Source organism: Cupriavidus consociatus, from assembly GCF_017814975.1.
Classification (GTDB): Bacteria; Pseudomonadota; Gammaproteobacteria; order Burkholderiales; family Burkholderiaceae; genus Cupriavidus; species Cupriavidus consociatus.
The window spans coordinates 99,434-122,669 of sequence record NZ_JAGIQA010000006.1 but is presented as its reverse complement, the minus strand read 5'-3'; the positions used below and the strand labels follow the sequence as shown (position 1 = coordinate 122,669).

At 67.6% G+C, this 23,236-nt stretch carries 23 protein-coding genes; 12 read left to right on the top strand and 11 right to left on the bottom strand.

Going from position 1 to position 23,236, the window contains the following annotated elements; all coding sequences use genetic code 11:
* Positions 1–308: 308 nt before the first annotated feature.
* A complete protein-coding gene (locus tag J8I82_RS10545; protein ID WP_209757056.1) occupies positions 309–1,157 on the bottom strand; it encodes an RNA methyltransferase in 849 nt (282 codons plus the stop codon).
* Positions 1,158–1,348: 191 nt separating this feature from the next.
* Here J8I82_RS10545 and J8I82_RS10540 point away from each other — a divergent pair, with 191 nt between their 5' ends.
* The 6 genes from J8I82_RS10540 to J8I82_RS10515 all read left to right on the top strand — a co-directional run bounded on the left by J8I82_RS10540 (position 1,349) and on the right by J8I82_RS10515 (position 8,194).
* Positions 1,349–2,170: an inositol monophosphatase family protein gene (locus J8I82_RS10540; RefSeq protein ID WP_209757054.1), complete on the top strand. Its 822-nt coding sequence runs from the start codon at positions 1,349–1,351 to the stop codon at positions 2,168–2,170.
* A gap of 224 nt (positions 2,171–2,394) precedes the next feature.
* Positions 2,395–2,610: an HP1242/YdcH family protein gene (locus J8I82_RS10535; protein WP_209757052.1), complete on the top strand. Its 216-nt coding sequence runs from the start codon at positions 2,395–2,397 to the stop codon at positions 2,608–2,610.
* A gap of 14 nt (positions 2,611–2,624) precedes the next feature.
* Entirely contained in the window at positions 2,625–3,740 is a 1,116-nt protein-coding gene (gene ppk2 / locus J8I82_RS10530; RefSeq protein WP_245179610.1) for a polyphosphate kinase 2, read from the top strand.
* 63 nt (positions 3,741–3,803) lie between these two features.
* Positions 3,804–4,238: a universal stress protein gene (locus J8I82_RS10525; protein ID WP_209757050.1), complete on the top strand. Its 435-nt coding sequence runs from the start codon at positions 3,804–3,806 to the stop codon at positions 4,236–4,238.
* 216 nt (positions 4,239–4,454) lie between these two features.
* A complete protein-coding gene (gene mutS, locus J8I82_RS10520) occupies positions 4,455–7,163 on the top strand; it encodes a DNA mismatch repair protein MutS (RefSeq protein WP_245179624.1) in 2,709 nt (902 codons plus the stop codon).
* A complete protein-coding gene (locus tag J8I82_RS10515) occupies positions 7,160–8,194 on the top strand; it encodes a metallophosphoesterase (protein WP_209757046.1) in 1,035 nt (344 codons plus the stop codon). Before mutS ends, J8I82_RS10515 begins: the two co-directional genes overlap by 4 nt.
* An 82-nt stretch (positions 8,195–8,276) precedes the next feature.
* On the opposite strand, the gene J8I82_RS10510 is transcribed toward J8I82_RS10515, so the two are convergent.
* Positions 8,277–8,804 carry an FKBP-type peptidyl-prolyl cis-trans isomerase gene (locus J8I82_RS10510; RefSeq protein ID WP_029046911.1) on the bottom strand — a complete coding sequence of 176 codons (528 nt, stop codon included), beginning with the start codon at positions 8,802–8,804 and terminating at the stop codon, positions 8,277–8,279.
* Between the two features lie 11 nt (positions 8,805–8,815).
* Between J8I82_RS10510 and J8I82_RS10505 the strand changes: the two genes are divergently transcribed.
* Both J8I82_RS10505 and J8I82_RS38265 read left to right on the top strand, forming a co-directional pair.
* The gene (locus J8I82_RS10505) at positions 8,816–10,021 is read left to right on the top strand and encodes a cupin domain-containing protein (protein WP_209757044.1); all 1,206 of its coding nucleotides are present in this window, start codon (positions 8,816–8,818) and stop codon (positions 10,019–10,021) included.
* A 198-nt stretch (positions 10,022–10,219) separates the two neighbouring features.
* On the top strand, positions 10,220–10,462 hold the full coding sequence (locus J8I82_RS38265; protein ID WP_245179608.1) for a hypothetical protein: 243 nt from the start codon (positions 10,220–10,222) through the stop codon (positions 10,460–10,462).
* A gap of 76 nt (positions 10,463–10,538) precedes the next feature.
* Here the strand turns inward: J8I82_RS38265 and J8I82_RS10500 are convergent, their stop codons facing one another.
* The 7 genes from J8I82_RS10500 to J8I82_RS10470 all read right to left on the bottom strand — a co-directional run bounded on the left by J8I82_RS10500 (position 10,539) and on the right by J8I82_RS10470 (position 16,563).
* Complete coding sequence (locus J8I82_RS10500) at positions 10,539–11,327, bottom strand: MBL fold metallo-hydrolase (protein ID WP_209757042.1); 789 nt, start codon at positions 11,325–11,327, stop codon at positions 10,539–10,541.
* A gap of 72 nt (positions 11,328–11,399) precedes the next feature.
* Complete coding sequence (gene bamC / locus J8I82_RS10495) at positions 11,400–12,632, bottom strand: NlpB/DapX family lipoprotein (RefSeq protein WP_209757040.1); 1,233 nt, start codon at positions 12,630–12,632, stop codon at positions 11,400–11,402.
* Positions 12,633–12,680: 48 nt separating this feature from the next.
* Positions 12,681–13,565, bottom strand: coding sequence for a 4-hydroxy-tetrahydrodipicolinate synthase (gene dapA / locus J8I82_RS10490; RefSeq protein WP_209757038.1), 885 nt, complete (start codon positions 13,563–13,565; stop codon positions 12,681–12,683).
* Between the two features lie 147 nt (positions 13,566–13,712).
* On the bottom strand, positions 13,713–14,303 hold the full coding sequence (locus J8I82_RS10485) for a class I SAM-dependent methyltransferase (RefSeq protein WP_209757036.1): 591 nt from the start codon (positions 14,301–14,303) through the stop codon (positions 13,713–13,715).
* A gap of 11 nt (positions 14,304–14,314) precedes the next feature.
* Positions 14,315–14,980, bottom strand: coding sequence for a site-2 protease family protein (locus J8I82_RS10480; RefSeq protein ID WP_209757034.1), 666 nt, complete (start codon positions 14,978–14,980; stop codon positions 14,315–14,317).
* Between the two features lie 85 nt (positions 14,981–15,065).
* A complete protein-coding gene (locus tag J8I82_RS10475) occupies positions 15,066–15,689 on the bottom strand; it encodes an L-threonylcarbamoyladenylate synthase (RefSeq protein ID WP_209757032.1) in 624 nt (207 codons plus the stop codon).
* 28 nt (positions 15,690–15,717) lie between these two features.
* Positions 15,718–16,563, bottom strand: coding sequence for a 3',5'-nucleoside bisphosphate phosphatase (locus tag J8I82_RS10470; protein ID WP_209757030.1), 846 nt, complete (start codon positions 16,561–16,563; stop codon positions 15,718–15,720).
* A gap of 183 nt (positions 16,564–16,746) precedes the next feature.
* Here J8I82_RS10470 and J8I82_RS10465 point away from each other — a divergent pair, with 183 nt between their 5' ends.
* Positions 16,747–17,829, top strand: a complete 1,083-nt coding sequence (locus J8I82_RS10465; RefSeq protein WP_209757335.1) for an NAD(P)/FAD-dependent oxidoreductase — start codon at positions 16,747–16,749, stop codon at positions 17,827–17,829.
* Positions 17,830–17,844: 15 nt separating this feature from the next.
* Here J8I82_RS10465 and J8I82_RS10460 read toward each other — a convergent pair whose 3' ends face one another.
* Complete coding sequence (locus J8I82_RS10460) at positions 17,845–18,738, bottom strand: alpha/beta fold hydrolase (RefSeq protein ID WP_209757027.1); 894 nt, start codon at positions 18,736–18,738, stop codon at positions 17,845–17,847.
* A gap of 159 nt (positions 18,739–18,897) precedes the next feature.
* Between J8I82_RS10460 and J8I82_RS10455 the strand changes: the two genes are divergently transcribed.
* The gene (locus J8I82_RS10455) at positions 18,898–20,637 is read left to right on the top strand and encodes an acetate--CoA ligase (RefSeq protein ID WP_209757025.1); all 1,740 of its coding nucleotides are present in this window, start codon (positions 18,898–18,900) and stop codon (positions 20,635–20,637) included.
* Here the strand turns inward: J8I82_RS10455 and J8I82_RS10450 are convergent.
* Positions 20,634–21,488, bottom strand: a complete 855-nt coding sequence (locus tag J8I82_RS10450; protein ID WP_209757023.1) for a ferritin-like domain-containing protein — start codon at positions 21,486–21,488, stop codon at positions 20,634–20,636. The two genes, J8I82_RS10455 and J8I82_RS10450, sit on opposite strands and share 4 nt — an antisense overlap.
* Positions 21,489–21,636: 148 nt before the next feature.
* Here J8I82_RS10450 and J8I82_RS10445 point away from each other — a divergent pair, with 148 nt between their 5' ends.
* Positions 21,637–22,161: a gamma carbonic anhydrase family protein gene (locus tag J8I82_RS10445; protein ID WP_209757021.1), complete on the top strand. Its 525-nt coding sequence runs from the start codon at positions 21,637–21,639 to the stop codon at positions 22,159–22,161.
* Positions 22,162–22,209: 48 nt separating this feature from the next.
* Positions 22,210–23,217 (top strand): Hsp33 family molecular chaperone HslO, encoded by a 1,008-nt coding sequence (hslO, locus tag J8I82_RS10440; RefSeq protein ID WP_209757019.1) that lies wholly within the window; start codon positions 22,210–22,212, stop codon positions 23,215–23,217.
* Positions 23,218–23,236: the final 19 nt, after the last annotated feature.

Genomic DNA, 23,236 nt, shown 5'->3' with positions numbered 1-23,236 from the left:
CTTGGTCGTGTCGTGTTGCCGCGCCGTGCGCCGCGCCACGCAAGGCTTGCGCCTGGGGCAGGGTCGCCGGCGAGGTCGGTGGCCGGTGGGGACGGGATCAGGGAGTGTAAGTGATTTGCGGCCGGCGTTCTGGCGCCGGCCATTGGCCCCGGATCCGTCAGGGATTTTGCAGCGGCAGTGCGGCGATCAACATCGCCCCGGCGCGCGCCAACCCGCCGCGACGGGCCGACAGCGTGCGCGCTTGCCACGTACGCCTGCGTCGTCCAGCCTCGAAATGCTGCGGGTTGCTGCCACTGTGCCTGCTCCTGTTACGCCTTCCGGTCCGGCCGCTCCTGCGCCATCAGCATATGCTTGGCGATGCCGCGCAGGATATTGACTTCCTCGCGCTCCAGCCCGCTGCGGGCCAGCAGGCGGCGCAGCCGCGACATCAGCTTGCGCGGATTGGCGGGGTCGAGAAAGCCGATCGCTTCCAGGCCCGCCTGCAGGTGTCCGAACATGGCCTCGACCTGCTCCGCCGTAGCCGGCTCACCAGCATAGCCGATATTGGCGCCCGCGTCCGCCGCCGCAACGGCGGGGGAGATTGCATCGAGCAGCGCCAGCCGCATCTCGTAGGCGATCAGTTGCACGGCTTGTGCCAGGTTGAGCGAGGCATAGGCGGGGTTGGCGGGGATATGCGTGACCGCCGCGCAGCGCTCGACCACTTCGTTGGGCAGGCCGTAGCGCTCGTTGCCAAAGACAAAGGCGATATCGCCGCTGCCGGCCAGCGTCCGGCAGGCTCGCGCTGCGGCGGCGCGCGGCAGCAGCCGGGGCGGCCCGAACTCGCGCTGGCGCGCCGTCATGGCCACCGTCAGCGCCGCGCCGGCCAGGGCCGCGTCGATCTGGTCGACGATCACGGCGCCGGCCAGCACGTCGTCGGCGCCACTGGCCATGGCGATGGCATCGGCATGGCCCAGCACGCCGGGTTCGCGCGGCGAGACCAGCACCAGGCTGCCGAAGCCCATGGTCTTGATCGCCCGCGCGACCGAGCCAACGTTGCCCGGGTGGCTGGTTTCGACCAGCACGAAGCGCACGCGGCCGAAGCCATCGGGTTCCGCGCCGGTTGCTTGTGGTGCATCAGGCTCGCTCGCAGGGCGGCTCGTATCATTTGCCGGGTTCATATACAATTCGGGGTTCTTCTCTGGCGCGGCGCCAGGTCATGGCGTGCCCGCAAGACTTTCGCGGCACATCCAGTTCAGACCGGCGACGCCCCTGCGTTCTTCTACAATCCGTTGTGTTGTCAGCTGCCCATGAGCGGGCGCGCGGTGCCGTGGCGCCCCGCCGCATATTCATGGCCGGCCTGGAGAGATTCATGCATCCGATGCTCAATATCGCCGTCAAGGCGGCCCGCAAGGCGGGATCCATCATCAACCGCGCGTCGCTCGACGTCGATCTGGTGCGCGTCTCGCGCAAGCAACACAACGATTTCGTTACCGAGGTCGACCGCGCCGCCGAAGCCGCGATCATCGAGGTCATCCGCACCGCCTACCCGGACCACGCCATTCTAGCGGAAGAGTCCGGCCAGTCCTGGGCCGAGGGCGAAGAGGCCCACGAATACACCTGGGTCATCGACCCGCTCGACGGCACCACCAACTTCATCCACGGCTTCCCCCAGTACGCGGTCTCGATCGCCCAGCTGCACCGCGGCACGCCGGTGCAGGCCGTGGTCTACGATCCGACCCGCGACGAGCTGTTCACCGCCAGCAAGGGCGCCGGCGCCTTCCTGAACAACCGCCGCATCCGCGTGACCCGCCGCGACAAGCTGGCCGACTGCCTGATTGGCACCGGCTTCCCGTTCCGCGACCTGGAAGGCGTGGATGAATACCTCGAGGTCTTTTCGCTGATGACGCGCAGCTGCGCCGGCCTGCGCCGCCCGGGCGCCGCCGCGCTGGACCTGGCCTATGTCGCCTGCGGCCGCCTGGACGGCTTCTTCGAGAGCGGCCTGAAGCCGTGGGACATGGCCGCCGGCATGCTGCTGATCACCGAGTCGGGCGGCCTGGTCGGCAACTACAACGGCGAGCCGCGCCAGATGGAGCAAGGCGAAGTGCTGGCGGGCAACCCCAAGGCCTTTGCCCAGATGGTGCGCCTGCTGTCGCCGTACTCGCTCGACAACGCCAAGCCGGCCACTGCCTGAGCCGGTGGCATGGCCTGAGGGCCATCGCCTGCACAAACGCCCGTCGCGCCCCGGCGGGCGTTTTGCTTTCCAGCCGCGATCCTTGGCGGCGCGCAGAGACTATTCGCATATTTCCCGCCGCCCCGGCCGGCCATGATCCCCGTCAAGGTCGCGCTGCCCTGCCCTCCCCAGAATAAATCCATGCGCCACGACCGTGCGCGCGGATCAAGCCGAGGAGAGCCCGCATGTTTCCCGAATACCGCGACCAGATCTCGCTCCTGAAGACGCAGGACGCCCACTTCGCCCGCCTGTTCCATCGCCACAATGCGCTGGACCAGGAGATCCACAACATGGAGGCAGGGCTGGTGCCGGCCTCGGGCTTCGAAATCGAGCGGCTGAAAAAGGAGAAGCTGCAGATCAAGGACCAGCTCTACCAGATCCTGCGCCAGCGTGTGGCCTGAACGAAGGACTGCACATGACCGATCGCGACACGCCAGCCGCCCCTGCCCACACCCGTTCGCAGCCCCATGCCCGCCCTGCCTCGCGCGGCGATGTGCTGCCGACCAATACGGCCCTGTCCGCCGAACGCAATCAAATCGGCGGCGCCGTCGATGCCGCCGTGCAGGTGGCCGCCAGCAGCATGCAGGACATCCTCGCCAGCCGCGCCGGCCAGGGTGCCAGCATGCTCGACGCCATGCGCACGCTGCTCGACGGCCTGGCGCCCGATGAGGCCGCGCAGCTGCGCGACCTCATCCTGGAAGGCGATCCCGGCGCCTGGCAGGCGGGGCGCCGGCGGCAGCCCGACGATGAACTGGCGGCCGGCTGGCGCGACGGGGCCTACCCTTACCAGAACCTGATGTCGCGCCGCAATTACGAAAAGCAGAAATACCGGCTGCAGGTCGAACTGCTCAAGTTCCAGGCCTGGGTACGCGAAACCGGGCAGCGCGTGGTGATCCTGTTCGAAGGCCGCGATGCCGCCGGCAAGGGCGGCACCATCAAACGCTTCATGGAACACATGAACCCGCGCGGCGCCCGCGTGGTGGCACTTGAAAAGCCGACGGAATCCGAACGCGGCCAGTGGTACTTCCAGCGCTACGTGCAGCATCTGCCGGCCGCCGGTGAAATCGTGCTGTTCGACCGCTCCTGGTACAACCGCGCCGGCGTCGAACATGTGATGGGCTTCTGCTCCTCGCATGAGTACCAGGACTTCCTGCAACAGGCCCCGGAGTTCGAGCGCCACCTGGTACGCAGCGGCATCCACCTGTTCAAGTTCTGGTTCTCGGTCAGCCAGAATGAGCAGCGCCGACGCTTCCGCGAACGCGAGATCCACCCGCTCAAGCAGTGGAAGCTCAGCCCGGTCGACATTGCTTCGCTCGACAAATGGGACGAGTACACGCGCGCCAAGGAGGCGATGTTCGCGCATACCGACACCGCCGACGCGCCGTGGACTGTGATCCGGTCGGATTGCAAGAAGCGCGCGCGGCTCAATGCGCTGCGCTACATCCTGTCGCGCTTTCCCTATGCAAACCGGGACACCACTGCAATCGGCCAGGCCGATCCGCTGATCGTCGGGCGCGCGCTGGCCAACTGACTCCCAGGCGGCAACGCAAGACGCCGCCCTACCGCTTTCGCCTCACTCACCAGAAAAGGACCTATGTTCAAGCATATCCTGCTCCCCGTCGACGGCTCGGAGCTTTCGCACAAGGCCGTTGCCGCCGCCATCCAGTTTGCCCGCACCGCGGCGGCGCGGCTCACGCCGTACATGTGCGTGGAGAGCTATCCGTATGTGCTTTCCAGCGACAGCTCGCACGAAAAGCGCGAGGTGTACCAGCAGCGCGTGGAAGCCGAGGCGCGCCAGGAACTCGCCAGGGTCGAGGCCGCGGCAGCACTGGCAGGTGTGCCATGTACGGGCCACGTCTCCAGCGCCTCGGTGCCGTACCAGGGCATCATCCATGCGGCCAGAGAGCTAGGCTGCGACGTCATCTTCATGGCCTCGCACGGCCGCAAGGGGCTCAGCGGGCTGCTGCTGGGTAGCGAAACGCAGAAAGTGCTGACCCATAGCGACATCCCGGTGCTGGTGTTCCGCTGATCCAGGGCCCGCACCCCCGCCTGCGGCACGTCGGCGGCGGCACCGTGCTGTACCATATCGCCCATATTCGAAAACGCCCCTTCGTGCCGCGGCCACAGGCCGCCGGACCAGCGCCCGGCCGCCCCCGCGGGGGCGCTTTTCCGCGACACGCAAGGCGGCGCTCCGAGCGGATCGGGCGGCACAACGCAGGCCCACCGCCAGACAGGCTAAATGGCAATGGGATTGCAGAAGAAAACCGACCCTGAACAGGCACAGGCAGACGCCGCAGGCAGCCGACACACGCCAATGATGCAGCAGTACCTTCGCATCAAGGCAGACCACCCCGACACCCTGCTGTTCTATCGCATGGGTGACTTCTACGAGCTGTTCCACGACGACGCCGAGAAGGCCGCGCGCCTGCTCGACATCACGCTGACCGCTCGCGGCGCCTCGAATGGCGTACCGATCCGGATGGCCGGCATTCCCTTCCATTCGGCCGACCAGTACCTGGCCCGGCTGGTGAAGCTGGGCGAGTCGGTGGCGATCTGCGAGCAGATCGGCGATCCCGCCACCAGCAAGGGGCCGGTGGAGCGCAAGGTGGTGCGCATCGTCACGCCGGGCACGCTGACCGACGCGGCGCTGCTGCCGGACAAGGTTGACACTTTCCTGATGGCGGTGCACCAGCAGACCACGCGCCGCGGCATCAGCAAGACCGGGCTGGCGTGGCTGAACCTGGCCAGCGGCGAACTGCGCCTGATGGAGTGCGAGGTGGCGCAACTGGGCCGAGAGCTGGAGCGCATCCGCCCGGCCGAGCTGCTCTATGCCGACGGCATTGACCTGCCGGCGCTGGCCTGCGCGCGCACGCGCCTGCCCGAATGGCATTTCGACCAGGATGCCGGCGCGCGTCGATTGCGCGAGCAATTGGGCGTGGCCAGCCTCGATCCGTTTGGTTGCGCCGGGCTGGGCGCGGCGATCGGCGCCGCCGGCGCGCTGCTGAACTACGCCGCCACCACGCAGGGCCAGTCGCTGCGCCACGTGCAGGGCCTGAAGGTCGAGCGTGAATCGGAGTACATCGGCCTGGATTCAGCCACGCGCCGCAACCTCGAACTGACCGAGACGCTGCGCGGCGGCGAGTCGCCGACGCTGTTCTCGCTGCTGGATACCTGCTGCACCACGATGGGCAGCCGCGCGCTGCGCCACTGGCTGCACCATCCGCTGCGCGACCCGGCCGTGCCGCAGGCGCGGCAACAGGCCATCGGCGTGCTGATCGACCAGGGCACCGATTCGCTGCGTGCCGCGCTGCGCCGGCTGGCCGACGTCGAGCGCATCACCTCGCGCCTGGCGCTGCTGAGCGCGCGCCCGCGCGACCTGTCCTCGCTGCGCGACACGCTGCGTGCGCTGCCCGACGTGCAGGCCTGCATCCGCGACGGGCAGGACAGCGCGCTGCTGGCGCAGACGCTGCAGGATCTGGCCGTACCGCAGGCGTCCCTGGACCTGCTGGTGCGCGCGGTCGCCGAAGAACCAGCGACCGTGGTGCGCGACGGCGGCGTGATTGCGCGCGGCTATGACACCGACCTGGACGAGCTGCGCGATATCTCCGAGAACTGCGGCCACTTCCTGATCGACCTGGAAGCGCGCGAACGCACTCGCACCGGCATTGCCAACCTGCGCGTCGAGTTCAACCGCGTGCACGGCTTCTATATCGAGGTCACCAACGGCCAGGCCGACAAGGTGCCCGACGACTACCGCCGCCGCCAGACGCTGAAGAATGCCGAGCGCTATATCACGCCAGAGCTGAAGGCGTTCGAGGACAAGGCGCTGTCGGCGCAGGACCGCGCGCTCGCGCGCGAGAAGCTGCTCTACGACGGCCTGCTGCAGGCGCTGCTGCCCCATATCGGCGAGCTGCAGCGCGTGGCCGGCGCGCTGGCGCGCCTCGATGTGCTGGCGGCGCTGGCCGAGCGCGCGCAGACGCTGGACTGGTCCGCGCCCGAGCGCGTGCGCGAGAACGTGGTCGACATCGTGCAGGGCCGCCACCCGGTCGTGGAAGGCCAGCTGGCGGCGGAATCGGTGGCGTTTATCGCCAACGACTGCCAGCTCAACGAAGCGCGCAAGCTGCTGCTGATCACCGGCCCCAACATGGGCGGCAAGTCGACCTTCATGCGCCAGTCCGCGCTGATCGTGCTGCTGGCCTGCGTGGGCGCCTACGTGCCGGCGCGGCGCGCCGTGATCGGCCCGATCGACCGCATCTTTACCCGCATCGGCGCGGCCGACGACCTGGCGGGGGGGCGCTCCACCTTCATGGTGGAGATGACCGAAGCCGCCGGCATCCTGCACCACGCCACGCCGTCTTCGCTGGTGCTGATGGACGAGATCGGCCGCGGCACGTCCACCTTCGACGGGCTGGCGCTGGCGTGGGCGATCGCGCGCCACCTGCTGTCGCACAACCGCAGCCATACGCTGTTCGCGACGCATTATTTCGAGCTGACGCAGCTGCCGCAGGAATTTCCGCAGGCCGCCAACGTACACCTGTCCGCGGTCGAGCACGGCGACGGTATCGTGTTCCTGCATGCGGTGCAGGATGGCCCCGCCAGCCAGAGCTATGGCCTGCAGGTGGCGCAGCTGGCCGGCGTGCCGCAGCCGGTGATCCGCGCCGCGCGCAAGCACCTGGCGTGGCTGGAGCAGCAATCGGCCGATGCAACGCCGACGCCCCAGCTCGACCTGTTCGCCGCGCCGACGGTGCCGGACACCGATGACGACGAGGGCGATGAGGACGAGAGCAACGGCCTTGCCTCGGCCACGCCGCAGCTGGCCGAACTGGCACCGGAACATGCCGCGCTGATCGACACGCTGGCCGACCTGGACCCGGACAGCCTGACGCCGCGTGCCGCGCTCGATGCGTTGTACCGTCTCAAAGCGCTTGCAGGCGAGGCGGTCGGCACGGCATGAACGCCAGGCGCCGGCACGCCGGCCGGATCCTCGCCGCGGCATTGCTGCTGTGCGCGGCCAGTACCGCATGGCCGGCCCCCGCCGGCCGCGGGGGCAAGGCCGCGCCCAAGCCAAAGGTGAACCGCGTCGCGCTGATCGCCGACCTGCCGCAATGGCCCGCCGCCGAAGCCAACGCCACTGCCCTGCTCGACAGCTTTGCCGAACGCAGGCTCGACCTGGTGATCCACGCCGGCGGCATCAAGGGCGATACCGAGTCCTGCAGCGACGGCATCCTGACGAGCCGCCAGCAGCTGCTCGCCCAGTCGCCGTTGCCGCTGCTCTACGTGCCGGGCGAAACCGACTGGGCCGAATGCCGGCTCCCGGTCAACGGCAAGTTCGATTCGGTCGAGCGGCTAAACCGCCTGCGCGAGCTGTTCTTCCCCGAGGATGCCACGCTGGGACAGCATCCGCGCCCGGTGGTGCGGCAGTCCGACCAGGCCCTGTTCCGCACCTTCCGCGAGAACGCTCGTCTCACGCTGGGCGACATCCTGATCGTCGGCCTGAACGTGCCTGGCGACAACAACCACTACCGCAACGAGGGCGGGCGCAACAGCGAGTTCGAAGACCGGCGTGAGGCCAACCGCCAGTGGCTGGCACGCGCGTTCTCGCTGGCACGGCAGCGCGACATGAACGGCATCGTCGTGGTGGCCCATGCCGACCCGCACTTCGCCAACGGCTGGGAGAAGAAAGGCCGCCCGACGCTGCTGGACGGTTTCATGCGCCACCGCACTCGCGACGGCTACCTGGAGTTCAAGCGCCAGCTGCGCGACCTCAGCGCGCGCTTTTCCGGCCAGGTGCTGCTGGTGCATGCGGGCGAGAGTGGCTTCGGCATCGACAAGCCTCTACGCGACAACGCCGGCAAGGTGCTGCAGAATTTCACGCGGGTTTCGCTACCGAACAACTCGGTGGCGCAATGGGCTGAACTGGTGATCACGCCGAACGCGGCGGCACCGTTCTCGGTTTCGCTCAAAGACGCGCCGACCACGCCCTGAGCCGCTGTGTTGAATCCATGAAGACGCCCATGAAAAAAGCCGGCCAAGCCGGCTTCCTTCATGGACCGCGGAGGGCACGGGATCAGTGCAGCGTGCGCGGGGTATCGTCGTCCTCGTCCTCGTCAACCACCTCGATGCCCGAGGCGCCGTGGGCGTGGCCGTGCTCGATTTCCTCGGCGGTGGCCTCGCGCACTTCGGAGACCTTCAGCCAGAAGCGCAGCGCCATGCCGGCGAGCGGGTGGTTGCCGTCGAGCACCACCTTGTCTTCGGCAACGTCGGTCACGGTGTAGATGACGGAGTCTTCTTCATCGCCGTCCTCGGGCATGCCTTCGAACTGCATGCCGACTTCCAGCGGCTCGGGGAAACGATCGCGCGGCTCGACCTTGACCAGTTCGGCATCGTAGTCGCCAAAGGCATCTTCGGGCTCGAGCTGCAGCTGGGTCTCGAAGCCGGTGTCATGCCCGTCGAGCGCTTCCTCGATCTTGGGGAACGTGCCATCATACCCGCCGTGCAAGTAGACCATGGCTTCATCTGACTCCTCGATCAGATTGCCTTGCGCGTCCGACAGCTTGTACATCACGGACACTACCGTGTTCTTAGCGATTTTCAATTCTTGACTCCATGAACGATTCCGCATTATACGCGCAGGCCCTGCCCCCTGGCCCCGTCGATCCAGACACTCCGCTCGACCTGCTTGGTGGCATGACGCCGGCTGCATTCATGCGGGATGTCTGGCACCGCAAGCCACTGCTGATTCGACAGGCGGTACCCGGAATCGTGCCGCCTGTGTCGCGCGATGCGCTTTTCGACCTTGCCGACCGCGACGAAGTCGAATCGCGCCTGGTGACGCACTTCCGCAATCGCTGGAAGCTCGAACATGGTCCATTTGCGCGCGAAAACCTACCCGCCGTCAAGACCCGCCAGTGGACTTTGCTGGTGCAGGGCGTGAACCTGCACGATGCCGCCGCGGCCGAGCTGATGGGCCGCTTCCGCTTCGTGCCCGATGCGCGCCTGGACGACCTGATGATCAGTTACGCTTCCGATGGCGGCGGCGTCGGTCCGCACTTCGATTCCTACGACGTGTTCCTGCTGCAAGTCTCGGGCCGGCGCCGCTGGCGCATCTCGTCGCAGACCAGCCTGGAACTGGTCCCCGACATGCCACTGAAGATCCTTGCCGATTTCAGCGCCGAGGAGGAATGGGTGCTGGAGCCCGGCGACATGCTGTATCTGCCGCCGCAATACGCCCACGACGGCGTGGCCGAAGGCGAATGCATGACCTGCTCGATCGGCTTCCGTGCCCCGGCCTACCGCGAACTGGCGGGCCACTTCCTGGCGTGGCTTTCCGAAACGGTGGAGGACAACGAAGACCTGAGCGGGCGTTACGCCGATGCCGGCGAACGTGCGGCAACGAAGCCTGCGCAACTGCCTGCCGGCATGGCCAAGGCAGTGGCAGATCGGCTCAAGGCGCTGCAATGGAATTCGCAGATGGTGTCGGAATTTCTTGGTTCGCATCTGTCCGAACCCAAGCCCGGAGTGGAATTCGCCGAGATATCCGACCTGCCGCAGCGCCGTTATGAGAAACTTGCGGCCCAGCATGGCGTCGTTCTTGCGTCTGCCTCGATTGCACTTTACGACCGGAACAATTTCTTCCTCAATGGAGAAGCCTACGAGCCTCCGGCCGAACTGATGCCGTGGTTGAAGAAGCTGGCCGATAATCGCCACCTTAGCGGCAATGACGTTTCGGCTTGCGCCGACCTGCCTGACCTGATGGAGACTTTTCATCACTGGACACAGGAGGGATGGCTACAACTGGGACCGCGGCTGTAATAATGCGTAACATTGCAATTCAGTAAATTTCGGCGCTACACAAGCCGGGAAAACGCGGATATAATCGTTGGCTGGCTAGTACTGTGTCCACTGCATATGTCGGCACCCGGGAGGGCCTCTATTTTGCAGTTCAAGAGCGATAATTACCGGTAATTATTCATCGCCTGTTTTTCGTTATTACAAGTTAAAGGACGAACAATGAAGAAGTCTCTCCTGATCGCATCGCTGCTGGCCGCTGTTGCTCTCGCCGCTTGCGGCAAGAAGGAAGAACCGGCTGCTCCGGCCGCTGACACGGCTGCTCCGGCTGCTGCCGCTCCGGCTGCTGAAGCTTCGGCTCCGGCTGCTGAAGCCCCGGCTGCTGCCGCTGCTGACGCTTCGGCCCCGGCTGCTGATGCATCGGCTCCGGCTGCTGACGCTTCGGCTCCGGCTGCCAAGCAGTAATCGGTTTCGACCGACAAAAAAACCGGCCTTCGGGCCGGTTTTTTTATTGCGCGCCGCAAAGCGCGTGGTGCGCGCTTCAGCCGCGCACCACCTGCCAGTCCAGCCCCATTTCCTGATCGGCTACCAGCACCTCCGAAGGCAATGCGCCCAGCGCCGCGGCCAGCGCGCCAGTGGCCAGTTCACGCGTGTTGTTCTGCTTGCTCAGGTGCGCCGCCACGACGCGGTTCAGGCCGGCATGCGCGACCTGCCCCAGGATGCTCGCCGCCACCTCATTGGCCAGATGGCCGAAGTCACCGCCAATGCGCCGCTTCAGCGACGCCGGGTAGACCGAGTTGCGCAGCATCTCGCGGTCGTGATTGCACTCCAGCACCAGCGCATCGACACCTGAAAGGCGCGCCGTCACATAGGGCGTTTCCATGCCCGCATCGGTCAGCACACCCAGGCGCGACTGCCCATCGGACAGCACGAACTGCAGCGGCTCGCGCGCGTCGTGCGGTACCGTGTACGGCATCACCTGGAGGCCGCCAATGGCAAAGGCGTGGTCCGCGCCGCAGACGCGCACATCGGCGAGGTCGGCGCCGCGCATATGCGAGGTCGCCAGCCAGGTGCCATGGCTGGTGTAGACCGCCAGCCGGTGCCGTGCCGCAAAGGCGTAGGCCGAGCCAACATGGTCGCCATGCTCGTGCGTGACCAGCACGGCGTCGAGCTGGTCGGGCGTGACGCCAAGCCGCTCCAGGCGCCGCGCCGTCTCGCGGATGCCGAAGCCGCAGTCGAGCAGCACGCGCGTGGTGGAGGTGTCTTCGCGGGATTCGATCAGCAGCGAGTTGCCCTCGCTGCCGCTGCCGAGGAAGGCGAAGCGCATCATGGCCTCGCCCTCCCCGCCGTGCAGTTGGCAGGCCGGCCAGGACGGCCGGTGGTTGAGCCGGTCACCGCCGGCTCAGTGCAGTTGCTCGTCGAGCAGGGACAGGATGCGCTTGCCGATTTCGCCGTTCTCCGGCTGGCCGGCATCGTTGAGCACCGTCACCAGCGTGCCGCTGCCGGTGCCCTTGAGCGCCACGCGGTATTTCTTGGCGGTCTTGGGATCATCCGGCTTGGTGAACAGCTTGGAGAAGAAGCCACGGTTGTCGACATTGGTGCGCGGATCGACGTAGCGCACGTAGTAGAGGCCCTGGGCACGGTCGCGGTCTTCGATGGTGAAGTTGACGCGATCCAGCGACAGCCCCACCGAGCGCCAGGCGCGATCGAACGGCTCCGGCAGCTGCAGCGCCGGGGCGCCATTGACCTGGGCCAGGTAGGACTTCTGCGCAGCACCGCCGGCTGCGGCAGCCGTGGTGCCCGCGGCGCCAGCCGCGGCCGCGTCGGCCGCCGTCGCGTTGTTGCCAGCCGGAGCCGGGTTCTTGGCCATGCGGTCGGCCTGCTCCTTCTGCACGCCGAGGCGTTGCGCCAGGCGCGACAGGAATTCGGCCTCCAGCTCGGGATCGGCCGGACGCGGGGTCCAGACGGTGCTGGACTTGTCGATGCCGGTCAGTTGCTCCTGCGCGCCGCGGTGGCTGATGAACACTTCCAGCGTGCCGTTCTGCGCGCGCTCGACGCGGGTGCGGAACTTGTCGCGCTCGGAAGTCGAATACAGGCCGTCAAACACCTTGCCGATGGTATTGCGGATGATGTCCTGCGGGATCTTGGCGCGGTTCTCAGCCCAGTCGGTTTCCATGATGCCGGTCTCGGGCGAGTCCTGCACCAGCAGGAAACCGCTTTCCTGCCAGAAGCCGCGCAGTTGCTGCCACAGCTGGTCGCCGCGCATGCCGTTGCTGATCACCAGCCAGCGCGTGTTGCCGTCGCGCTCCATGCGGACGCCCTGCGCCGAGGGCAGTACGTTCTCGGTCGGGGATTGCTCGCGCACCTTGGTCGCCTGGCTGTAGGTCGACAGCGTCGAGGTGCCGTTGGCATCGGGCACCGAGTAGCGGCGGTCGCCTTCCAGCTTGGTCAGGTCGGGCGGGATGTCCAGGGTAGGCGTGCGTTTCGACGCCGACGACTTGTAGTCGATCTTGTCGGGCTGCATCGCTTCGTTGAGGCTGCTGCAGCCGGTGATCACGCCCGCGGCCAGCACGGGCACAACCAGGGCGGCGCGGCGGACTTGCGTCGCGCCGCGGCGGTTAAGCTTCGATTTCATTGACACGCAATCCTAGTTGAGGGAGCGACAGCAAGACGCCGCGGTAAATCAGGCCAGCAGGCCGGCGGCGGCCAGTGCCTTGCGTACGGTTTCGTGGTTGGCTTCGGACAGCGGCGTCAGCGGCAGGCGGATACCGCCTGCCATCTTGCCCATCTGTTGCAGTGCCCACTTCACCGGGATCGGATTGGCTTCGACAAACATGGCCTTGTTCAGTCCGATCAGTTCCATGTGCAGGCGGCGCGCGGTGACGACGTCGCCCTTCAGTGCCGCCGCGCACATTTCGTGCATCTTGCGCGGGGCCACGTTCGCGGTGACCGAGATATTGCCCTTGCCGCCCAGCAGGATCAGCGCGACCGCGGTGGGATCGTCGCCGCTGTAGATGGCAAAGCTTTCCGGCGCGTCGTTGATCAGCTGCGCGGCCCGGTCGATATTGCCCGTGGCTTCCTTGACGCCGACGATGCCCGGCACCTGCGCCAGGCGCAGGATGGTGTCGTTGCTCATGTCGGCAACGGTGCGGCCCGGCACGTTGTACAGCAGCACCGGCAGTTCCACCGCTTCCGCGATGGTGCGGAAATGGCGGTACATGCCTTCCTGGGTCGGCTTGTTGTAGTACGGCACGACCTGCAGCGATGCGTCAGCACCCACCTTCTTGGCAAAGGCGGTCAGCTCGATCGCCTCCTTGGTGGAGTTGCCGCCGGTGCCCGCGATGATCGGGATGCGCTTGCCGGCCTGCTCCACGGCCACGCGGATCAGCTCGCAGTGCTCCTCGACGGAAACCGTCGGGGATTCACCGGTCGTGCCGACGATCACGATGCCGTCGGTACCCTCGGCGACGTGCCAGTCGACCAGTGCGCGCAGGGCCGGGAAGTCCAGGCTTCCGTCCTCATGCATCGGAGTGACGATGGCGACGATGCTGCCGGTAATCTGTGTCATAACGTTAAGGAATTCGGGATCGAATAACGGGATTGTACCGGAACCGCAGGCGGCTTCGACCGCCGGCGGCAGGCGGGATGATTCGGGGTTGATACCAACTGTTTCAACGTGTGCAGCGGCATTCTCGCCGACAGCGCACGTGCGCTTTCAGGGGTCCAGGCGGTAGCGTGCCGGGGTGGCCGCATCCGGGGCCGTGGCGGCCTCGCGCACCGCACACAGGCGCTGCACGAAGGCTGTTTTCGGCACTTCCTGGACGCCGTCTTCATAAGCTATGACGCGCAGTCCCTGCGCGCGCGCCACATCGAGCAACTCTCCGGGACGCAGCAGAAAATCGGGCCGCGACGGCTTGCCAACGGTCTCGTTGCCCGCCGCAAAGGTCTCATACAGCCACACTCCGCCTGGCGCCAGCGCTGCGGCCAGGTGCGGCCACAGCGGGCGGTGCAGGTAGTTGGTGACGATGATGGCGTCGAATGGCGCCTCGTCAGCCAGCGGCCAGGTCCCCTGCTCCAGGTCGGCCACGCGGCCGGTCACGCCGGGCGGCAGCGCGGCGATGGCGGCGGCATCGCGGTCAACGGCCAGCACCGCATGCCCGCGCGCGGCAAGCCAGGCGGCATGGCGGCCGCTGCCACAGGCCAGGTCGAGCACGCGGGCGCCCGGACGCAGCAGGTGCGCCCAGCGGGTGACCCACGCGGAAGGCGCGGACAGGCCGGCATGCGGCGCGGCTGGAACGTTGCTCATGGCAAGCCCCGTCAGTGCAGCAGCATCACGACCGGGCGCAGCATCAGCTCGATCAGCGACATCAGCACATTGACCACCGGCGTCATCCAGATGGTGGTGATCACGCCAGCGGCGACCAGCGCAAGCACCACGAAGATCCCATAGGGCTCGATGCGCGACACCGCGCGCGCCACGCCCTGCGGCAGCAGCGCTGTCAGCACGCGGCCACCGTCAAGCGGCGGCACCGGGAACAGGTTGAAGGCGGCCACCACCAGGTTGACGCGCACCCCCGCCAGCGCCATTTCGCCAAAGAATGGTTCGCGCACGCCGCCCCAGGTCAGGCCGATCGCCAGCAGCACCCAGACAAAGGCCTGCACCACGTTGCTGGCGGGGCCCGCCAGCGCCACCCACATGCCATGCCAGCGCGGATTGCGCAGGCGCTCGAACACCACCGGCACCGGCTTGGCATAGCCGAACACGAACTGGCCGCTGGTCATGATGTAGAGCAGCAGCGGCACCGCCACGGTGCCGATCGGGTCGATATGGCGGATCGGGTTCAAGCTGACGCGCCCGAGCGAATAGGCCGTGTTGTCGCCAAACACTTTGGCCACATAACCGTGCGACGCCTCGTGCAGCGTGATGGCGAACAGCACCGGCAGGGCGTAGACCGCGAAGGTCTGGATAAGGGAGGAATCCATGACGGCTATTGTAACGGGCCGCCGCCTTGCCAGGCTTACGGCGGTGCACCTGTGGCGGCGGCGCAGCGCCGGTGGCGCCCGAGGTTCAGAGCCCGAAGCGCGAGATGTCGCCGCGGCCGGCGCGCACCAGCTCGGGCTCGCCGCTGGTCAGGTCGATCACCGTGGTCGGCTGGGCCGGCGCCGGCCCGCCACAGACCACCAGGTCGAGCTGCTTTTCCAGCCGGGCGCGGATTTCCGCCGGGTCGTTGAGTGGCTCGTCATCGCCGGGCATCTGCAGCGTGGCCGAGATCAGCGGCTCGCCGGCTTCGCCCAGCAGCTCCAGCGGGATGGCGTGGTCGGGCACGCGCACGCCGATGGTCTTGCGCGCCGGGTGCGACAGGCGCCGCGGCACTTCCTTGGTGGCTTCCAGGATAAAGACGTACGGCCCGGGCGTGGCGCCCTTGATCCAGCGGTACTGGCGGTTGTCGACGCGGGCGAAGTTGCCGAGCTCGGACAAATCGCGGCACATCAGCGTCAGGTGGTGGCGATCGTCGATGCCGCGCAGCCGGCGCAGGCGCTCGACCGCGTGCTTGTCGTCGAGCTGGCAGGCGAGCGCGTAGCTGGAATCAGTCGGCAGCGCGATCAGTCCGCCCTTCTGCAGGATCTGCGCGGCCTGCTTGATCAGGCGCGACTGCGGGTTGAGCGGATGGATCTCGAAGTACTGGGACATGCAGGGCGCCTTTCGTTGGGCTGGCTGGTTACCAGTCGTGCCAGACCGGCGTGACCATTGACGGCAGTGGCGGCAGCGTGCCGAGCTCGACCCGGCCTTCGCCGGGCCCGTGGAAATCCGAGCCGCGCGAGGCCAGCAGCCCGTAGTGGCGCGCCACCTCGGCATAGCGGCGGTACTGGTCCGGCGTGTGGCTGCCGGTCACGACCTCGACGGCGCCGCCGCCGAGCGACTTGAATTCGTCGAACAGTGCATCGTGCTGGGTATCGGTGTAGTGATAGCGGCCGGGGTGCGCCAGCACGGCGATGCCGCCGGCGGTGCGGATCCAGCCGACCGCCTCGGCCAGGCTGGCCCACCGGTGGCCGACATAGCCGGGCCGGCCTTCCGACAGGTATTCGCTGAACACGTCGCCGATGGTTGCGCAGTGGCCCTGGTCAACCAGCCAGCGCGCGAAATGGGTGCGCGAGATCAGGTCGGGATTGCCTACGTACTTCAGTGCGCCGGCGTAGGCCCCCTCGATGCCGACCCTGGCCAGCGCCTCGCCGATGTCGCGCGCACGCCGGGCGCGTCCGGAACGGGTGTCGGTCAGGCCATCGATCAGCTCGGGACAGAACGGGTCGATCTGCAGGCCGACGATATGCACGGTCTGCCCGGCCCACGTCACCGAGATCTCCACGCCCGGCACATAGCGCATGCCGAATTCCTCGGCGGCGGCGCGCGCCGCGGCTTGCCCGCCGAGTTCGTCGTGGTCGGTCAGCGCCCAGTACGCGACCCCCGCGTCGCGCGCGATTTCCGCCACCGCGCGCGGCGACAGCGTGCCGTCGGACACGGTGGAATGGCAGTGCAGGTCGGCGTTGATGGCGTGGGCGTTTTGCATGGGCCTCATTCTACTCCGGTCGCCCTTTGCCTGCGTGGCGCCGCCGGCGTAAACGGAGGTGATCCGGCGCCCATGGGCAAAGCCCTGCCGGCAACGCTGGCGTCGCCGGGAAACGGGCTGGCGCGGGGTATAGTCGGGCTTTGCACCATCTTCCGCGGGCCGTCCGCGCCTGCCTTGCCCACCATGTCCACCGACACCACCACCGCCGCCACGCCTGCCGTCACCACCACTGACGTCCTGATCGTGGGCGCCGGCCCGGTCGGGCTGTTCGCCGCCTTCCAGGCCGGCGTGCTCGGCCTCAAATGTGAACTGATCGACGTGCTTGATCGCGCCGGCGGCCAGTGCACCGAGCTGTATCCCGAAAAGCCGATCTACGACATCCCGGCCGTGCCCGGCTGCCTGGCGCAGGAACTGGTGGACCGGTTGCTGGACCAATGCGCGCCGTTCGCCTTCCCGATGCATTTCAACCAGCGCGCCGAAAGCGTGTCCGAAATTCCCGGCGCGCCAGCGCAGGACGGCCATCCGGCCCACCAGCGCATGCTGGTCGCCACCGATGGCGGCAAGCGCTTCGATGTCGCGGCGGTGCTGGTCTGCTCCGGGGCGGGCGCGTTCGCGCCGCAGCGCGTTGCGCTGCCGGAAGCCGCGGCGCTGGAAGACCGCCACGTGCACTACGCTGTGCGCGATGTATCGCGCTTTGCCGGCAAGCGGGTGATCGTCGCCGGCGGAGGCGACTCGGCGCTGGACTGGGCGCTGGCGCTGCGCAAGATGGCGGCGCGCGTGACGCTGCTGCACCGGCGCGAGGGCTTCCGCGCCGCCGACGGCACCGTGGCCGAGATGCGCGCTGCGGTGGCGGCCGGCGAGATGGACTTCGTGGTCGGCATGCTGGGCGCCCTGCGCACTGACGGCGATGCACTGGCCGAAGTGGAAGTGCGCACCCGCGACGGCAGCCAGCTGCTGCCCGCCGATGAACTGGTGGCGCTGTACGGCCTGGTATCCGAGCCCGGCCCGATCGCGCAATGGGACATGGACATGCGTGCGGGCCGCATCCTGGTCGACACCACCACGTATGAAAGCTCGCGCCGCGGCATCTTTGCCGCGGGCGATATCGCCTTCTATCCCAACAAGCAGAAGCTGATCCTGTCCGGCTTCCACGAAGCCGCGCTGGCGCTGCGCAAGGCGTATCACTACGCCTTTCCGGAGAAGGCGCTGGTGCATGTCCACACCAGCAACAACGCCGCGCTGAAGGAAAAACTCACCCACGCCTGAACGCGGGCGCCAACCCTACCGGCAGAACGACTCGACCAGCTCGGCCACCGCGGCCGGCTGGTCGTGGTGCAGCATGTGGCCGGCGTCATCAATCACGGCCTCGCGGAAATCGCGGAAGGCGCGGAATCGCTCCTTGAACTCGTCGATGCCCTGCTTGTGGGCAATATGGCGCAGCGTCTCCGAATCGCGCGCCTCGACATGCAACACCGGCGCGCTGACCTGTTCCCAGACCGCCATCACTTCATCGAGCCGGTACAGCATCGGGTTGACCAGCTTGTGCGCCGGGTCGCCCAGGATTTCCCAGCGGCCATCGGCATTGCGTCGCGACCAGTGCGCGGCCAGGAACGCGGCGCGGTCGTCGGGCAGGCGCGGGTTAGTCTTCTGCAGGCGCGCAGCGACACCGTCGACACTGTCGTAGGTCTTCAGCTCTGCGCCAATGCGCAACTCGTCCAGCCAGCGCGCGTAGCGCCTGGGAGCATGCGCCGGCCGTGTTGCCGTCATACCGAAGCCTTCCAGGTCCACCACGCGGCGCACGCGCTCGGGGCGGATACCGGCATACAGGCAGATCACGTTGGCGCCCATGCTGTGGCCCACCAGGTCGACCTGTCCTTCCGGCTGGTAGTGGTCGAGCAGCGCCTCCAGGTCGGCGATGTAGTCGGGGAACCAGTACGACTGCGTGCCGGGATGGCGCGAGGGCCAGTCGGTCTCGCCAAAGCCGCGCCAGTCGGGAGCGATCACGTGCCAGTCGCCGCGCAGATGGTCGACCAGGAACTGGAACGAGGCCGCCACATCCATCCAGCCATGCAGCATGAACAGCTTGCGCGCGCCGGGCCTGCCCCAGTGGCGCACGTGATAGCGCAGCCCGCGCAACGTGATAAATTCAGACCGCGAGGTTTCCTTGATTGTCATTGTCTCCACCCTGGCGTCGGGTTCTTCCTGCCACGGGGGCTGGCGAAGGGAAGCCCGACAAAATAGAACGATCGTTCGCTTGCAGCGCATTATAGCGGCCAGTGCGATTTGCAGCTTGCCGCGCCGGTGAACGGACCGGAGACCTTCAGGAGACCTTGGATGGCCGCAGCTGCCTTGCCGGCAAGCCGGCGCGACGACTACCGCGCGCTGTACGAATCCTTCCGCTGGGAAATCCCCCCGAATTTCAACATTGCCGAAGCCTGCTGCGGCCGCTGGGCGCGGGATCCGGCAACCATGGACCGCATCGCCGTCTATACCGAGCACGAGGATGGCCGGCGCAACGCGCATACCTTTGCCTACATCCAGGCCGAGGCCAACCGGCTCTCGGCGGCGCTGCGCAACCTTGGCGTGGCGCGCGGCGACCGCGTGGCAATCGTGATGCCGCAGCGGATCGAGACCGTGATCGCCCATATGGCGATCTACCAGCTGGGCGCGATCGCGATGCCGCTGTCGATGCTGTTCGGGCCTGAGGCGCTGGCCTACCGCATCGCGCACAGCGAAGCCAGCGTGGCGATAGCCGACGAAACCTCGATCGACAACGTGCTCGCCGCGCGCCCGGAATGTCCGGCGCTGGCCACCGTGATTGCCGCCGGCGATGCGCACGGACGCGGCGACCACGACTGGGACATGCTGCTGGCCGCGCAGCTGCCCACCTTCACCGCCGAAGAGACCAAGGCCGACGAGGCCGCCGTGCTGATCTACACCAGCGGCACCACCGGTCCGCCCAAGGGCGCGCTGATCCCGCACCGCGCGCTGGTCGGCAACCTGACCGGCTTTGTCTGCTCGCAGAACTGGTATCCGCAGGACGACGACGTGTTCTGGAGTCCGGCCGACTGGGCCTGGACCGGCGGGCTGTGGGATGCGCTGATGCCGGCACTGTACTTCGGAAAGCCCATCGTGGGCTATCAGGGCCGCTTCTCCGCCGAGCGCGCCTTCGAATTGCTCGAGCGCTACGCTGTCACCAACACCTTCCTGTTCCCGACCGCGCTCAAGCAGATGATGAAGGCCTGCCCCGAGCCGCGGCAGCGCTATGGCATCAGGCTGCGCGCCTTGATGAGCGCCGGCGAAGCGGTTGGCGAGACCGTGTTCGGCTGGTGCCGCGATGCGCTCGGCGTGATCGTCAACGAGATGTTCGGCCAGACCGAGATCAACTACATCGTCGGCAACTGCACCGCGCAAAACGACGACGAGCGCCTGGGCTGGCCGGCGCGGCCCGGCTCGATGGGGCGCCCCTATCCCGGCCATCGCGTGCAGGTGATCGACGATGAAGGCCGCCCCTGCGCGCCGGGCGAAGACGGCGAGGTCGCGGTCTGCGCCACCGATAGCGCCGGGCATCCGGACCCGGTGTTCTTCCTCGGCTACTGGAAGAACGAGGCGGCGACCGCCGCCAAGTACGTCGAGCGCGACGGCCTGCGCTGGTGCCGCACCGGCGACCTCGCGCGCGTCGATGCCGACGGCTACCTGTGGTACCAGGGCCGCGCCGACGATGTATTCAAGTCCTCGGGCTACCGCATCGGGCCGAGCGAAATCGAGAACTGCCTGCTCAAGCATCCCGCGGTGTCCAACTGCGCCGTGGTGCCCTCGCCCGATCCCGAGCGTGGCGCGGTGGTCAAGGCCTTCGTGGTGCTGACGCCAGCGGTGGCGCGCTCCTTCGAGGGCGACGCTGCGCTGGTCGCTGAATTGCAGGCGCATGTGCGCGGGCAACTGGCTCCGTACGAGTATCCGAAGGCGATCGAGTTCATCGACCAGTTGCCGATGACGACCACCGGGAAGATACAGCGGCGGGTGCTGCGGTTGCTGGAGGAAGAGCGCGCGGCGCAGCGCCGGCAGTCTGCCTAGCCGGCCGACGCTTCCAGCCAGGCCAGTTCATCTTCCTCGAACCCGGCCGCACGCCGTGCGTCGAGGTTGAACGGCCCGCGCAGCTTCGGCGCACCATACTGCTGCGCCAGCTGGGCGTAGGTCGTCACTGGATCCAGCCCGCGCTGCGCGCACAGCCAGCGATACCAGTGGTTGCCGATCGCGACATGGCCCACTTCATCGCGCAGGATAATGTCGATGATCGCCGCGGCGGCATGGTCGCCCACGTTGGCCAGCCTGGCCCGCACCGGCGGCGAGGCGTCCAGCCCGCGCGCCTCCAGCGTGCGCGGCACCAGCGCCATGCGCGCCAGCACGTCGCCGGCGGTCTTGCCGGTCATCTCCCACAGGCTGTTGTGGGCCGGAAAATCGCCGTAGTCCGCGCCCAGCGTGCCGAGGTGGTCGGCCAGCAGCGTGAAGTGCAGCGCTTCCTCGTCCGCCACGCGCAGCCAGTCGCGGTAGTAGCGGGGCGGCATGCCGGCGAAGCGCCACGCCGCGTCCAGCGCCAGATTGATGGCATTGAACTCGATGTGGCACAGCGCATGGATCATGTTGGCGCGCCCCGCCAGGGTCTGCAGCGAGCGGCGGCGCCCGACGTACTGCGGCGCGACCAGCTCGGGGCGCGCGGGGCGCCCGGGAATGACCTGCGCCGGGCCCCCTTCGATGGCTTCTTCGGCACGCAGCGCCGCATCGGGCAGCGCCAGGGTCTCGCGGTACAGCGCCCGCGCAGCACCGGCTTTCTCCCGCGGATCGGTCATGCATAGCACCGCCAGCGCGCGATGGCGCGGCGAAAGTGACGGATCAGGCGAAGTGGCGGCGGGAGTTTTTTCTGGCATGGGCGTAAAATCCGGACTGCCGCCATTGTAGGGCCTCGCCGGCACCCGCCCTTGTGCCTGGCCAAGCAGTTCCCCACAGGCTCCGCTGACTCTTTAAAGTCCGGCTGCAACCCCCATTTCAACATAAGCCTTTCGTGCAGGAGACCTCATGGCGCTTTACCAACTTGGCGACGTCAAGCCCAATATCGACAGCGAAGCCTACGTGGCGCCGGAAGCCACCGTCATCGGCAACGTGACCCTCAAGTCCCGCGCCAGCGCCTGGCCCGGTGTCGTGATCCGCGGCGACAACGAGCCGATCGTGGTGGGGCATGACACCAATATCCAGGAGGGTTCGGTTCTGCACACCGACCCCGGCTGTCCGCTGACCCTGGGCGACAAGGTCTCAATCGGCCACCAGGCCATGCTGCACGGTTGCACCGTCGGCGAAGGCTCGCTGATCGGCATCCAGGCCGTGGTGCTGAACCGTGCCGTGATCGGCAAGGAATGCCTGGTCGGCGCGGGCGCCGTGATCACCGAGGGCAAGGTCTTCCCGGACCGCTCGCTGATCCTGGGCGCGCCGGCCAAGGTGGTGCGGCAGCTGACCGACGAGGACGTCGCCAACCTGTACCGCAACGCCGAGACCTACGCCTCGCGGCAGGCCATGTACAAGCAACAGCTCAAGCGCATCGGCTGAGCCCGACCGGCGCCGCGGCGGCATTCATCGCATTACTCGACAGACAACGTGACCCAGACTACCCCCACTACCCCCGACACCCTGCAGAAGTTCCTGTTCGACGCCGCGCCCGTGCGCGGCGAACTGGTGCGCATGGAAGCCACCTGGCAGGAAGTGCTGGGCCGCCACAGCTATCCCACGCCGGTGCGCCGGCTGCTGGGCGAGATGATGGCCGCCGCGGCACTGCTGTCGGCCAACCTGAAGTTCAACGGCGCGCTGGTGATGCAGCTGCACGGCGACGGCCCGGTGCGGATGCTGGTGGTGGAATGCCTGTCCGACCTGTCGATGCGTGCCACCGCCAAGCTGGCCGAGGGCGCGGAGATTGCCGACGACGCCACGCTGGCCGACCTGGTCCATGCGCACGGCCACGGCCGCTTTGCCATCACGCTCGATCCCAAGGACAAGCTGCCGGGCCAGCAGCCGTACCAGGGCATCGTGCCGCTGGCCGACGAGCATGGTCCGCTGCCGTCGATCAGCGCGGTGCTGGAGCACTACATGAAGGCCTCCGAGCAGCTTGACACGCGCCTGTGGCTGGCCGCCGACGACCGCGTGGCCGCCGGCATGCTGCTGCAGAAGCTGCCCTCCTACGGCGGTACCGCCGACGTGGGCGAGACCGGCGCACCGCTGGCCAGCCATGCCAGGGCCCAGGACCTGGATACCTGGGATCGCGCGGTGCAGCTGGGCACCACGCTCAAGGCCGAAGAACTGCTGGCCGAGTCGCCCGAGACGCTGCTGCGCCGCCTGTTCTGGGAAGACCTGCAGGACGCCGGCCTGCGCGTGTTTGAGCCGATGACGCCGCATTTCCATTGCTCGTGCTCCCGTCCCAAGGTGGCAGGCATGCTGCAGTCGCTGGGGCGCGAAGAGATCGAGGGCATCATCGCCGAGCGCGGCAACGTGGAGATCCATTGCGATTTCTGCGGCCAGCGCTATGAGTTCGACCCGGTCGACTGCGCCCAGCTGTTCTCGGCCACGCATGTCGCCACCGGCGCCGGGGCCGGCGCGCACCAGCACCACTGAGGCGGCATTCCGCGGCTTG

What these genes read in the sequence shown, in the direction of transcription:
- J8I82_RS10545 (WP_209757056.1), bottom strand. Translation starts at nt 1,157, where the DNA reads ATGAACCCGGCAAATGATACGAGCCGCCCTGCGAGCGAGCCTGATGCA.
- J8I82_RS10540 (WP_209757054.1), top strand. Translation starts at nt 1,349, where the DNA reads ATGCATCCGATGCTCAATATCGCCGTCAAGGCGGCCCGCAAGGCGGGA.
- J8I82_RS10535 (WP_209757052.1), top strand. Translation starts at nt 2,395, where the DNA reads ATGTTTCCCGAATACCGCGACCAGATCTCGCTCCTGAAGACGCAGGAC.
- ppk2 (WP_245179610.1), top strand. Translation starts at nt 2,625, where the DNA reads ATGACCGATCGCGACACGCCAGCCGCCCCTGCCCACACCCGTTCGCAG.
- J8I82_RS10525 (WP_209757050.1), top strand. Translation starts at nt 3,804, where the DNA reads ATGTTCAAGCATATCCTGCTCCCCGTCGACGGCTCGGAGCTTTCGCAC.
- mutS (WP_245179624.1), top strand. Translation starts at nt 4,455, where the DNA reads ATGGGATTGCAGAAGAAAACCGACCCTGAACAGGCACAGGCAGACGCC.
- J8I82_RS10515 (WP_209757046.1), top strand. Translation starts at nt 7,160, where the DNA reads ATGAACGCCAGGCGCCGGCACGCCGGCCGGATCCTCGCCGCGGCATTG.
- J8I82_RS10505 (WP_209757044.1), top strand. Translation starts at nt 8,816, where the DNA reads ATGAACGATTCCGCATTATACGCGCAGGCCCTGCCCCCTGGCCCCGTC.
- J8I82_RS38265 (WP_245179608.1), top strand. Translation starts at nt 10,220, where the DNA reads ATGAAGAAGTCTCTCCTGATCGCATCGCTGCTGGCCGCTGTTGCTCTC.
- J8I82_RS10500 (WP_209757042.1), bottom strand. Translation starts at nt 11,327, where the DNA reads ATGATGCGCTTCGCCTTCCTCGGCAGCGGCAGCGAGGGCAACTCGCTG.
- bamC (WP_209757040.1), bottom strand. Translation starts at nt 12,632, where the DNA reads ATGAAATCGAAGCTTAACCGCCGCGGCGCGACGCAAGTCCGCCGCGCC.
- dapA (WP_209757038.1), bottom strand. Translation starts at nt 13,565, where the DNA reads ATGACACAGATTACCGGCAGCATCGTCGCCATCGTCACTCCGATGCAT.
- J8I82_RS10485 (WP_209757036.1), bottom strand. Translation starts at nt 14,303, where the DNA reads ATGAGCAACGTTCCAGCCGCGCCGCATGCCGGCCTGTCCGCGCCTTCC.
- J8I82_RS10480 (WP_209757034.1), bottom strand. Translation starts at nt 14,980, where the DNA reads ATGGATTCCTCCCTTATCCAGACCTTCGCGGTCTACGCCCTGCCGGTG.
- J8I82_RS10475 (WP_209757032.1), bottom strand. Translation starts at nt 15,689, where the DNA reads ATGTCCCAGTACTTCGAGATCCATCCGCTCAACCCGCAGTCGCGCCTG.
- J8I82_RS10470 (WP_209757030.1), bottom strand. Translation starts at nt 16,563, where the DNA reads ATGCAAAACGCCCACGCCATCAACGCCGACCTGCACTGCCATTCCACC.
- J8I82_RS10465 (WP_209757335.1), top strand. Translation starts at nt 16,747, where the DNA reads ATGTCCACCGACACCACCACCGCCGCCACGCCTGCCGTCACCACCACT.
- J8I82_RS10460 (WP_209757027.1), bottom strand. Translation starts at nt 18,738, where the DNA reads ATGACAATCAAGGAAACCTCGCGGTCTGAATTTATCACGTTGCGCGGG.
- J8I82_RS10455 (WP_209757025.1), top strand. Translation starts at nt 18,898, where the DNA reads ATGGCCGCAGCTGCCTTGCCGGCAAGCCGGCGCGACGACTACCGCGCG.
- J8I82_RS10450 (WP_209757023.1), bottom strand. Translation starts at nt 21,488, where the DNA reads ATGCCAGAAAAAACTCCCGCCGCCACTTCGCCTGATCCGTCACTTTCG.
- J8I82_RS10445 (WP_209757021.1), top strand. Translation starts at nt 21,637, where the DNA reads ATGGCGCTTTACCAACTTGGCGACGTCAAGCCCAATATCGACAGCGAA.